Annotated in this window: 12 protein-coding genes and 1 riboswitch; of the genes, 7 read left to right on the forward strand and 5 right to left on the reverse strand. The window is 43.3% G+C overall.

From position 1 onward, the window contains the following. The first annotated feature begins 129 nt into the window (after positions 1-129). Positions 130-741, forward strand: coding sequence for a hypothetical protein (locus N482_RS08430; protein ID WP_063376620.1), 612 nt, complete (start codon positions 130-132; stop codon positions 739-741). Here N482_RS08430 and N482_RS08435 read toward each other — a convergent pair. After that, positions 731-2425 (reverse strand): response regulator, encoded by a 1695-nt coding sequence (locus tag N482_RS08435; RefSeq protein ID WP_063376621.1) that lies wholly within the window; start codon positions 2423-2425, stop codon positions 731-733. The genes N482_RS08430 and N482_RS08435 overlap by 11 nt on opposite strands. A gap of 222 nt (positions 2426-2647) precedes the next feature. After that, positions 2648-2824: riboswitch (Lysine riboswitch) on the forward strand. Positions 2825-2943: 119 nt separating this feature from the next. Between N482_RS08435 and dapA the strand changes: the two genes are divergently transcribed. Genes dapA through N482_RS08455 form a run of 4 tightly spaced genes read left to right on the forward strand, consistent with a single transcriptional unit; the run spans position 2944 to position 6899 of the window. Continuing rightward, a complete protein-coding gene (gene dapA / locus N482_RS08440; protein ID WP_063376622.1) occupies positions 2944-3828 on the forward strand; it encodes a 4-hydroxy-tetrahydrodipicolinate synthase in 885 nt (294 codons plus the stop codon). A 10-nt stretch (positions 3829-3838) separates the two neighbouring features. After that, on the forward strand, positions 3839-4579 hold the full coding sequence (locus tag N482_RS08445) for a 2,3,4,5-tetrahydropyridine-2,6-dicarboxylate N-succinyltransferase (protein ID WP_063376623.1): 741 nt from the start codon (positions 3839-3841) through the stop codon (positions 4577-4579). After that, on the forward strand, positions 4579-5784 hold the full coding sequence (locus N482_RS08450) for a PLP-dependent decarboxylase (RefSeq protein WP_063376624.1): 1206 nt from the start codon (positions 4579-4581) through the stop codon (positions 5782-5784). Before N482_RS08445 ends, N482_RS08450 begins: the two co-directional genes overlap by 1 nt. A gap of 2 nt (positions 5785-5786) precedes the next feature. Next, positions 5787-6899: a succinylglutamate desuccinylase/aspartoacylase family protein gene (locus N482_RS08455; RefSeq protein WP_063376625.1), complete on the forward strand. Its 1113-nt coding sequence runs from the start codon at positions 5787-5789 to the stop codon at positions 6897-6899. Between the two features lie 226 nt (positions 6900-7125). On the opposite strand, the gene trpS is transcribed toward N482_RS08455, so the two are convergent. From trpS to rpe, 3 genes are read right to left on the reverse strand one after another with little or no spacing between them, the layout of a single operon-like run. Further along, positions 7126-8130: a tryptophan--tRNA ligase gene (gene trpS, locus N482_RS08460; RefSeq protein ID WP_063376626.1), complete on the reverse strand. Its 1005-nt coding sequence runs from the start codon at positions 8128-8130 to the stop codon at positions 7126-7128. Next, a complete protein-coding gene (locus tag N482_RS08465; RefSeq protein ID WP_063376627.1) occupies positions 8123-8818 on the reverse strand; it encodes an HAD family hydrolase in 696 nt (231 codons plus the stop codon). Before N482_RS08465 ends, trpS begins: the two co-directional genes overlap by 8 nt. Further along, positions 8818-9507, reverse strand: a complete 690-nt coding sequence (rpe, locus tag N482_RS08470) for a ribulose-phosphate 3-epimerase (RefSeq protein WP_063376628.1) — start codon at positions 9505-9507, stop codon at positions 8818-8820. The genes N482_RS08465 and rpe overlap by 1 nt, the downstream gene beginning before the upstream one ends. A 172-nt stretch (positions 9508-9679) precedes the next feature. On the opposite strand from rpe, the gene N482_RS08475 reads away from it, so the two are divergent. Together N482_RS08475 and N482_RS08480 are read left to right on the forward strand one after the other, a co-directional pair. Then, the gene (locus N482_RS08475; RefSeq protein WP_063376629.1) at positions 9680-9970 is read left to right on the forward strand and encodes a hypothetical protein; all 291 of its coding nucleotides are present in this window, start codon (positions 9680-9682) and stop codon (positions 9968-9970) included. 27 nt (positions 9971-9997) lie between these two features. Further along, positions 9998-10186 (forward strand): DUF2970 domain-containing protein, encoded by a 189-nt coding sequence (locus N482_RS08480; protein WP_063376630.1) that lies wholly within the window; start codon positions 9998-10000, stop codon positions 10184-10186. 3 nt (positions 10187-10189) lie between these two features. Here the strand turns inward: N482_RS08480 and N482_RS08485 are convergent, their stop codons facing one another. Continuing rightward, a complete protein-coding gene (locus N482_RS08485) occupies positions 10190-11035 on the reverse strand; it encodes a Dam family site-specific DNA-(adenine-N6)-methyltransferase (RefSeq protein WP_063376631.1) in 846 nt (281 codons plus the stop codon). Between the last annotated feature and the right edge of the window lie 32 nt (positions 11036-11067).

An 11067-nucleotide genomic window follows, 5' to 3' on the forward strand; every position in this document is an offset into this window, starting at 1 on the left:
CAGATTTTTGAACACTACCTCTAATTGCGTCTTTGCTTTTTACTTACCAACTTTTGCTTTATTTTTAAACCTTTTTAGCTCGCGCTGCGACCAACCAATAAGTATATCGATAAATGAATGGAGCTTTTTATGAGAAAATTATATTGGTTGCCCCTATCTTTGAGTGTTGTGTGGCAAGCACATGCAGCCCAATCTCACACTATTTCACAGCAGTTTCCTGCTACTTCAAGTCAAGCTTTAGAGATTGCTTTTCCCATTGGTAAACTAAACATTGAAACTTACCCAGGGGATTCGATTCAAGTGAATATTGAATTGGTGGAAAAAGCAGAGAGCTGGTTAGGTAAAACCGATTTAAGCGCGATTAAGCTTGAACAAAGGCAGTATGGTAATGAAATCTATCTCACTATAGACGAAGACACAGTAGAGCAAATTTGGCATGTTAAAGTACCTGTATCCTTAGTCTTAGACGCTGAAATAGGCGTGGGTAATGTCAGTATTGACACGCTTGAAAACAGTGCAGAAATCGAAGTCGGGGTAGGTAATGTCAAAATTCAAAGCGCATTAAAAGATTACCAAAGAGTCGACTTAGAGTCTGGTGTCGGAAAAACAAAGCTCAAAAACTTTTCAGGCCAATCTCATCACGAAAAATCTATGGTTGGTTCTACAACCCAATATCAAGGTAAAGGCAAATTCCAGTTAGAGGTCGATGTGGGAGTTGGCAATATCAAAGTTACTCACTAAGTGCTGTGGGGATCAGCAGCGCTTCGACCTTTTCTTGGAGTGCTGTAAAGTCCACGGGTTTAAAGAGGTGTGTACTTGCGCCTAAATCATAGACTCGTGCAATAGAGTGCTCCGATGTATTTGCAGTGAGTACAAGTATCGGTAATTCCAGTCCCAGCGACTGTCGAATCAGTTTGATCGCTAAAAAGCCATCCATAATCGGCATATTTAGGTCCATGATCACCAAAGAAAACTCCTCACTTTGCAATGCGTTAATTGCTTCTTGCCCGTTTATGGTATGAACAACACTTAGCCGGAGATTTTCTAGCATAGAAATGACGATCCGTGCATTCAATAAGTTATCTTCCACCAAAAGCACTTTTTGTGTTGCCCCCTCCCGATGCTTAGCTGTATTGTTTTGTAAGGTCAATTTAACGGGCAGATCCAATCGTACTTTTGTGCCGCAGGGCTCACATTCACTAAACACCATTTGTCCATCCATCATGCTTACTAGTAAACGTGCTCGCGCCAACCCCAATTGCATACCCTGGTAGTTTTTTGTCTCATCGTCATTACTTTTAATGCCTGTCATTCCAGGGCCCGTATCTGAAATTTCACAAACCAGATTAGCCTGTTCATGAGCTCCAAAAACACCATATGCCTGTACTTTCACTTCGCCGTGTTCGGTAAACTTAATAGCATTACCTAACAACTCTCCAACTAGCCAGGCAACTCGATTGTGATCGCACTCCACCACCTGTTTCAATTCATCCCCTATCTCCGCGTGAAACTGCAGCTGCTTGTTGCTTGCCACGCCTTCATGGAGCGAAATAGGCAAATCTAATGTATCCGATAGGCACGCGACTTTAGTCTCTAGCTTTATATTTTTTTGTTCAGACAACGCGTTATAATCATCAATAGATGACAGCAATACATGCAATTGCTGTGCACTTCGACTCACGATATCCAAATGAGCTTGTTTTTTGGTTTCTAGGTATAGGTGCAAATAGCCCAATATGGCTTGCAGTGGTGTCCGCATCTCGTGGCTGGCTCTAGCAAGGAACTCCCCTTTGCTATGCTGTAATCGGTTGGACTCTTGTCGCAGTCGCTGCAGGTGGTTAATTTTGTCTCTGATACTAATTTCCATTGGGTAAAATATCCATCGAACCTCAATGGCTAAAATAATCAATCCTAACAACCAGATCAGCAGCTCCGCATTTTGGATCTTAGCAACTTTCTCGTTAGCAAACTCCTCATGTAATGTGACTGCTTTATCTAAAATAACCAATATTTGCTGCGATCTGGCGTTAACTTGTTCCAATTTTTCAATGCTTAAATTATTAGCGTGGGCAAGCCTATGTGCGTCTAGCAACATCAGCCAATAGGTTTTGATTTGCACCTCCAAAGCGACCGGTTTTTGAAAATAAAGGCGCTCCAACTCAGGTGATAAATGCACATACCCTTGCGCATTTTTTTCCATCAAGAAGGCATGGTTGGCACGCATCATCTCCAGAGTTTCAAGAAATGCTTGTTCGTTAACGAACTTGTGCTTTTGCTCTTTAATATATTCATTGCCAAGTAACAAAGCCGCTTTTTGAGAGAGCATCCTTTGCATACCAGCAGTATTAATCACATTTGCGCTGATAGACTGCTGTGACAACAGCACTTGCATCGTGACCATTGCTGTAGTTATCAAGATCGCCATAATGGAGATTGCTAGGATATATCTCCGCCTAAAGTTTTTCAGGATTTTCAACAACCGAAGATCTCCTTCTCGGCCTCAGCGCCGCAAAATAAACTCTCTCACCAACTATCTCAGTCTAGCTTATTTTTCATCTTTTACCTTTCGAAGCTTGACACCTAGACGGCCAAAATGTTTCAATCCCCCTGACCCTATTATCGCAAAATAGCCATTGTTGCTGTTTTGAGGGCTGGAAGAGGTGCGTTATTCAGGTAGCTGAGTCGAGGAGAGCAAATTCCAAAGACACTTAGTGAGGGGAATTAACGCCGAGAAGAAACCGTTTTTGTTTGGCGGTTTTTTCGGGCGCTTGGGCTGAATCCCAACGACTGTCACCAACATATTTGGTGGAGAGCTTCTGGTCTTAGAAAGATAAGGCCTGCCTTATTCTATTTTAAGTCCATTGCTCTTCGAATTTTAATTGTTCGAGAGATGGGCAAGCTTCAAAGCGCCTAACTATCGAACAGCTTTTAAGTTCGGTAGAGATGAAATCTAATTATACCTTATCAAACTACCCCTTGTGGACGGCATTAGTTACGCCGTTTGACGACAATAACCATGTTGATTTTGCGACTTTAGAAGCATTAGTGCGTGCTCAACAATCTGCGGGTAATGGGATATTGCTGCTTGGCAGCACAGGTGAAGGCCTCGCGCTTTCGCAGCAAGAACAACGTGCTATTGTTAATTTTGTCTGTGACCTAAACCCAACAGTACCACTGATGGTTGCCGTTGGAGGCTGTGATCTTGCGCTGCAACTTGAGTGGGTAAAATTTTGCAATACCAAGCCCATTGATGCATTTTTACTGGGTTCACCACTTTATGCAAAGCCGGGGAATATTGGCCTCACACACTGGTTTAAAACACTGCTAGATGCCAGTGATTTCCCTTGTATGCTTTACAATGTACCTGGCCGTAGTGCCGTTTCTATTAGTCCAAATGTGATCGAGAATCTCTCTTCGCACCCAAACCTTTGGGCACTCAAAGAAGCCAGTGGTGACATTGTAACATTCGAATCTTTTCGTAAGGCATCCCCTGAATTAGCCATTTTCAGTGGTGATGATGGGCTCATGCCTTATTTTGCGCAAGCTGGTGCTGCGGGCCTAGTTTCCGTTGCTGCCAATGCTTGGCCAAAGCAAACCGCCGAGTTTGTTAGTCGCTCTTTGGCTGGTACATTTCCAAATTTATTTACCACTTGGACCGACGCCGTAAATAGCTTATTTAGCGTCGCAAATCCAATTCCAGTCAAGGTGCTAATGCACTTACAGGGCCAACTTTCGACACCACGATTGCGACCACCGCTGACCCATTTAGAACTGACTGACACCACTTTTATTAAAACAGCAAATTCAACAATTTTATCTTGGACTTAAGGAAGTATACATGAGCTGGTTATCCCTATTAAACAACCTTGAAAACGGTACTGTTCGCGCTGCAACACAGGATGAACAAGGCAATTGGCATGCAAATGTCGAGGTAAAACAAGGTATTTTAGAAGCATTTAGAAACGGGACAAACACCGAGTTCCCAGGTGGGTTTGTCGACAAAGATAATTTAGCACCGCAAGGTTTTGCTGCAAAAGCGGGTGTAAGAATGGTACCCGGTGGCAGTAGTGTTCGCCGCGGAGCATATGTAGCAGCCGGCACGATTATCATGCCGCCAGCCTATGTTAACATCGGTGCTTATATTGATGAAGGCACGATGGTAGACAGCCATGCCTTAGTGGGCTCTTGTGCTCAAATTGGTAAAAATGTGCACCTGAGTGCAGCAGTTCAGGTTGGTGGTGTGCTTGAGCCAATCGGTGCGAGCCCCGTTGTCGTTGAAGACAATGCATTTATCGGAGCGGGTTGTGTTTTAGTTGAAGGCGTCGTTGTTAAAAAAGGTGCTGTATTAGCCCCTGGTGTACGCTTATCTGCAAGTATCCCTGTTTATGACTGTGTAAATGAACGTGTTTTAGAGAAAGGGGAAGCGATCCCTAAAAATGCCATCGTGATCCCAGGTTCAAGACCTGCTAAAGGCGACTGGGCCCAACAACAAGGACTAAGCTTGTCATGCGCACTGATTGTTAAGTACCGCGATGAACAAAGCGATGCTGCACTTGAGTTAGAAGAGGTGCTTCGATAATGCAAACCTTGAGTACGCCAGTTAAAGCAGCGATAACCGACCTAACGGCCCAGCAACATGAACCATTTTACCTGTATGACTTAGAACAGTTGTCTAAGCACTTAAAGAGTATAAATGATCAATCAGTTGTAAAGCTGTGGTACGCAGTCAAAGCAAACCCTCTGTCTAGCGTCATTCAAACTTTAGATCAAGCTGGGTTTGATTTTGACGTCGCTAGTAGTGGGGAACTAAAGCAAGTACTGTCTCAAGGTATCGACGCTAAACGCGTACTCAACACTGGACCTGCTAAGTCTCAACATCAGATAGAAGAGTTCTTCTCGTTTGGTGTCACAACCTTTGTCGCGGAAAGCATCAATCAGGTGACTTGGCTGCAAGAAGCTGCACAGAGGCATGATACTCAGCTGCGTATTTTATTACGGGTACAGCTGCGTTGGCCAAACAACGAAAAGAACCCGCTTGGCGGTGATAGCTTGACGCCGTTTGGCTTAGGCGCCGAAGAGTGGACAACGATAAGCTTAGGTGACTATCCAAACTTAGACTTTGCAGGTTTACATATTTTCCAGTGGGGCAATATGCTTGATGCAAGCAAACTCGCTTCACTGTGGCAGCAAATGATCGCGCCGCTTGTTTCCCTGTCCGAAAGACTTGAAATGAACTTACGCATTTTAGATCTGGGTGGCGGTTTGGGTATTCCTTACAGCAGTGAAGATTTACCTATTGATTGGCAAGCAATTTTAACGAGCTTAGCCCAGTTTAAAGCCGATGCGCGCATAGAAGAGTTATGGATGGAGTTGGGTCGCTATGCAGTAGGTGAATGTGGCTATTACGTCAATCCAGTCATAGAGCAAAAGCAAAACTATGGCGCAAACCAATTGATTCTAGCTGGCGGTATCAACCACCTACTTCGTCCAGCGGTTACAGGACAACCTTTTCCAGCAAAGCTGCTACGAGAAAGCCAAACAACAGCCGTGCCTTTTACACTGCATGGCCCTTTATGTACCGCCTTGGATAATTTAGGAGAACATCTACTACCAGCCGATATACATGAAGATGACTGGCTCGTGTTTAGCCAGTGTGGCGCATATGGTTTTACAGAGAGTATGCCTTATTTCCTGTGCCATGCACTACCTGCTGAATTCATCTATCAAGCTGGAGAGGTCCGTTGTGTGCGATCCTCTCTTACACCACAAGAGTACCTGAGGTAATTATGAATAAGATCACTCAACAAACCATTCAAGTTGGTGAGCTTGCGAATGGCCAAGCATTAACGATCCCAGTGTTTACTATTGGTGACAGGCAAGTTGGTCCAAATGTATATATTCAGGCCAACATGCATGGCGCTGAAGTGCAAGGTAATGCCGTGATTTACGCTTTACTTGAAAAATTAAAATCAGCACGGCTCGCAGGATCCATTACCTTAGTACCTTATGCCAACCCGATTGGCTGCAATCAAAAATCAGGTGAATTTACGCTTGGCCGCTTTGACCCAATTACAGGTGAAAACTGGAATAGGCTCTATCATGATCACAGCCAACTAGTCGCAGAATTTGTTACGCGCTTTAAAGATGAGCCTGAAGACATCATTCGCGATGAATTTAAAAAACTACTGGTTGAACATACTGAAGGCTTGCTCCTCGGACAACAGCACCAGTTGAAAACAGGCAAACGTATTGCCTTGCACCTGCAACATTTGGCACATCAAGCAAACTTTGTCCTAGATTTACACACAGGTCCGGTGTCTGCCAAACACCTCTACTGTCCTGAATATGCCAAAGACAGTGCAAAGCATTTTGATATTCAACATACCTTACTGATCCCCAATGAGTTTGATGGCGCTATGGATGAAGCCTGCTTCTGCCCTTGGTGGCAACTCAGTGAGTCTTTTGCAGCACAGGGGCGAGAGTTTTCAACTTTAATAGAAGCCTTTACCGTGGAGCTGGGCTCACAAGAGCAAATTGACCTCAAAGAAGCAGAGCATGATGCCAATAGCATTCTTAGCTATCTCACTCATAAAGAGGTGGTATTGGAATCAGGTTACCAGCCACGCTCAATTACCCGATACGCCTGTTATTTAAAAGATTATGTGGCGGTTTATGCTCCTATGGGTGGCATGATCGACTATCAAGCTTCATTAGGTGCCCATGTAAAAGCTGGGGATTCTCTGGCAACGGTGTTGCGTATGGATAAATATTGCGACGGGGAAGCTCTACAGCAAGTAACCTTTGCACAAGATGGTATCGCAATATTGCACTTTGCTTCAGCTAGTGTGAACCAAGGCACTGAACTATATAAGCTGTTCACCAACTATTTCGAATTATAAGGCCAGCCCTAAACAGGTTTGGTACTACACATTGCGTGAGAGTAGGTAGGTCTGAGACTTACTTGCTAAGGTGTGGTGGCTCTGTCACCACCCTTTTTTCCTTCCCCGCACGTTAATACCCTTAAAAAATGAAAGATCTAACTCATACCCGATATCAAGCTGCGAACATAAAAAAGCCAAAGCATGCTACTGCTCTGGCTCATAGGATCAGAAAAATACGTGACTACTATGGGCGAGGGATGAAACCCACCACGTCATAGACTGCTTTTAACGTCTTCTCTGCGCGCTCACTCGCCTTTTCGGCGCCATTGCGCATGATATTTTCAAGCAACGTCTTATCGGCTCTAATCTCATGGAAGCGAGACTGGATCGGCTCAAGCATCTCAACAACCGCTGCCGCTGTATCTTTTTTCAAATGTCCATACATTTTGTCTTCGTACTCTGGCACAAGAGTGTCAACTGAACGACCAGTTGCCACAGACAGTAATGTAAGCAGGTTAGATACACCAGGCTTTTCTTGACGGTCAAAATAAATTCGCGCTTGCTCATCGGAGTCAGTAACCGCTTTTTTAAGCTTCTTCTCGATTTTTTTCGGCTCGTCCAATAACAGCACAAACCCATTCGGATTTTCATCTGACTTAGACATTTTTTTCGTTGGATCTTGAAGACTCATTACGCGCGCGCCCAACTCAGGGATATATGGCTCAGGCACCTTGAATACATCACCGTAAATATTATTAAAGCGGGTTGCAATATCACGCGTCAGCTCTAAATGTTGCTTTTGATCTTCCCCAACAGGAACCTGATCAGCTTGATATAGCAATATATCAGCAGCTTGCAACACCGGATAAGAGAACAAACCAACATTTACATTGTTTGCATGTTTTGACGATTTGTCTTTAAACTGAGTCATGCGATTCAGTTCACCCATCTGAGCATAACAGTTCAATACCCAACCTAATTGCGCATGCTCTGGTACCTGTGATTGTACAAATAAGGCCGATTTTTTAGGGTCAATTCCACACGCTGTATACATGGCAATACCGTCTAAAACACGCTCACGTAAAGCGGCTGGGTCTTGACGCACGGTAATGGCATGAAGATCAACCAGCATAAAGAAACAGTCGTGATTTTCTTGTAGCTTAAGCCACTGGTTTATGGCACCTACGTAATTGCCTATTGTCATACCACCGGTTGGCTGAATGCCACTTAATACTACTGGTTTAGTCATCTTGTTCCTTTATTTGTTTCAAGTCTAAATTATTTAAAATGGGGATTATATCTAAGAACCTATCGCAGAGGTACTCTGGATTCAACTGCTTTAAGTCAAAGCCCTGATTGTACCCATAAGTTAACGTGATCACTGGCATACCCGCATTTTGTGCTGCCAAAATATCGCTTTTGGAATCGCCGATCATTATCGCTTCTTGCACAGTTAAACCTAGCTCTTTACAGGCAGCATGTAGAAGCTCTGGATCTGGCTTTTTGTTTCCATCATCACCACATACAATAACATCAAAATATGTGCCGATGTTAAGTTTTTGCAACAGCTGCAATGTAAAAGCTCTATTTTTATTTGTGACAATCGCTTTTGGCACACCTGACAGCTCTCTTAGTACGCTCTCAACGTCTTGATAAAGCTGAGCATATTCTCCAACGAGTGTATGGTAGTGGTGCTTAAACTGTTCCGTAGCTTGCTGTATTAACACCTCAGACAGGTTAGGGTTCACTTCAAAGTCACAGCTCAACCCTCTCATCACAAGCTTATCAATACCATTACCTACCCAGTCTCTGACCTGAGCTTCCGATACAACAGGAAAAGCCACATCAGATAGGGCTAGGTTTAATGACCAGTGCATGTCTTGCACGCTGTCAACTAAGGTTCCATCTAAATCAAATATAATACCCTTCAAACTCATTAGCGTACCTTTGACAACTCTTGACGCATGGCATCAATAACAGTTTTATAGTCAGGCTGATTAAATATTGCAGAACCCGCCACAAACATATCAGCGCCAGCAGCCGCAATTTCAGCAATATTCTCCACCTTCACACCACCATCAACTTCTAAGCGGATTTTTCGACCCGATGCATCAATAAGCTCTCTGACTTGTTTCAATTTATCCAACGTATTTGGAATAAAACTTTGGCCACCAAACCCTGGGTTTACAGACATCAATAAAATTTGGTCAACTTTGTCCATTACATAGTCAAGATAATGCAGCGGAGTAGCAGGGTTAAGCACCAAACCCGCTTCACAACCATGCTCTTTGATTAGCGCCAGACTGCGATCAACATGTTCGCTCGCCTCTGGGTGGAACGTGATGATATCAGCGCCCGCTTTAGCAAAACTCGGGATTAGCGAATCAACCGGTTTTATCATGAGGTGTACATCAATGGGGGCGGTAATGCCATAGCCTCTTAATGCTTCACAGATCATTGGACCAAAGGTAAGATTCGGCACGTAATGGTTGTCCATAACATCAAAGTGGACAACATCAGCTCCTGCATTAAGAACTCGCTCCACATCGCTGCCCAAGCGCGCAAAGTCTGCCGATAGAATAGATGGTGCAATTAAAAATTCAGGCTGTGAATTGGCTAAAGACATGGGACCCCCTTAAAGTAAAATGTCGACGCTACTTTAACCCAAATTGTGCTTAATTACACGGCTAACACCTGTTCAATTTGCCAGTAAATGACAGTAATCGTAGATAAAGCGATTGTTTAATAAACATCCATAGTGTACTATTTATAGATAGCTCATCGCTGAGGGGATAGTTATGGCAACATGGCTTAAAACACGGACGGTATTGTTTGCAGCTGCTGTAGTTTCAGTAGGTGTATTCTCAATTGGAAACGAAGAGATTGTGGTTACAAAGTACGAGCAATGTCAGTGCACCAATTCTAATAATAATTACAATGTTCCGTACTGCAAACGTGAGGCGCACACAAGCTGGTTTGCTTGGTTAACTGGTGGTAGTAGTAATGCCCAATTCCACTACCTCGACTTGTTGGAACTGTTGATCGGTTCTGATGACAAGCAAGACACTTCGTCGATTTCACAATTTTAATGCTAAACGTAGCTTGGACGTAAAATAATGACTTTTATTAATCTCATTCAAAGCGTCCTTGCTGCTATGTTTGGCGTGCAAAGCGATAAAAAATATCAGTTTGATTTTCAGCAGGGTCGTTTCTGGCCGTATGTAGTGGCTGGTACAATATTTGTTGTGCTCTTTGTTGTTTTTCTCATCACGCTTGTAAATGGCATAATTGCGCTAAGTGCTTAACCTCTAGCTAGAACGCTTATCGGCATCATAGAGTGCCATCAACTCATTTACTTTGTTTCGACCATTCCCCTTCGGGCTAATCGTTCTTTTTACCTGGATCACATCCAAATTAGCTTGGCTATAGATTTTCCTTGTCCAAACCGTATCATGATTTGAAATCAACACAGGCTTATTACTTTTGAATGCCGCGGTTTCAGCAAGGTTTGCAAGTTCAGCCTGATCGTCCAAGTTAAAACCGCCTTTAGCATAGCTTGTAAAAGACGCCGTTTTACTCAAAGGCACATAAGGAGGATCGCAGTATATAACTGAGTTATTGGGCAGCTTGCCAAATACCTGCTCATAACTTAAGCAAGTAAACGTGGCACTTTGCGCTTTTTCAGCAAAATAATAAAGTTCATTTTCTGGGAAATAGGGGCGCTTATATTTACCAAACGGCACATTAAAAATGCCCTTTAAATTATATCTGCAAAGGCCATTGTAACCATGACGATTCATGTACAAAAACAAGATTGCACGCTCATAAACATCGACACATTCATTGAACTGCTTGCGATATTCATAGTAGGCATCAGGGCAATTATTTTGTTCGACAAATAACTTCTTTGCGTCACTAATAAACTCTTCAGGTGCCCGCTGCAACTCTTTGTACAAATTGATCAAATCAGCATTGATATCATTCAAAACATAGCGTTTAAAGTTACTATTCAGAAATACAGAGCCAGCACCCACAAATGGCTCAACCAACGTGTCAGCCTCAGGATTAGCACTACGTAATCGCTTAGTGATCTCTTCTACTAAGCTATATTTTCCGCCTGCCCATTTTAAAAAGGCTCTGGTCTTTTTCTGCATGATCGATCTAATTACTCAAAAGTAGCGCGATT

This window comes from Pseudoalteromonas luteoviolacea NCIMB 1942 (genome assembly GCF_001625595.1).
Taxonomy (GTDB): domain Bacteria; phylum Pseudomonadota; class Gammaproteobacteria; order Enterobacterales; family Alteromonadaceae; genus Pseudoalteromonas; species Pseudoalteromonas luteoviolacea_A.

Excerpts from the sequence above, each read along its gene's own strand:
- N482_RS08455 (WP_063376625.1), top strand. The coding sequence starts at position 5,787 with ATGAATAAGATCACTCAACAAACCATTCAAGTTGGTGAGCTTGCGAAT.
- N482_RS08465 (WP_063376627.1), bottom strand. The coding sequence starts at position 8,818 with ATGAGTTTGAAGGGTATTATATTTGATTTAGATGGAACCTTAGTTGAC.
- dapA (WP_063376622.1), top strand. The coding sequence starts at position 2,944 with ATGAAATCTAATTATACCTTATCAAACTACCCCTTGTGGACGGCATTA.
- N482_RS08435 (WP_063376621.1), bottom strand. The coding sequence starts at position 2,425 with ATGGCGATCTTGATAACTACAGCAATGGTCACGATGCAAGTGCTGTTG.
- N482_RS08450 (WP_063376624.1), top strand. The coding sequence starts at position 4,579 with ATGCAAACCTTGAGTACGCCAGTTAAAGCAGCGATAACCGACCTAACG.
- N482_RS08475 (WP_063376629.1), top strand. The coding sequence starts at position 9,680 with ATGGCAACATGGCTTAAAACACGGACGGTATTGTTTGCAGCTGCTGTA.
- trpS (WP_063376626.1), bottom strand. The coding sequence starts at position 8,130 with ATGACTAAACCAGTAGTATTAAGTGGCATTCAGCCAACCGGTGGTATG.
- N482_RS08445 (WP_063376623.1), top strand. The coding sequence starts at position 3,839 with ATGAGCTGGTTATCCCTATTAAACAACCTTGAAAACGGTACTGTTCGC.
- N482_RS08480 (WP_063376630.1), top strand. The coding sequence starts at position 9,998 with ATGACTTTTATTAATCTCATTCAAAGCGTCCTTGCTGCTATGTTTGGC.
- N482_RS08485 (WP_063376631.1), bottom strand. The coding sequence starts at position 11,035 with ATGCAGAAAAAGACCAGAGCCTTTTTAAAATGGGCAGGCGGAAAATAT.
- N482_RS08430 (WP_063376620.1), top strand. The coding sequence starts at position 130 with ATGAGAAAATTATATTGGTTGCCCCTATCTTTGAGTGTTGTGTGGCAA.
- rpe (WP_063376628.1), bottom strand. The coding sequence starts at position 9,507 with ATGTCTTTAGCCAATTCACAGCCTGAATTTTTAATTGCACCATCTATT.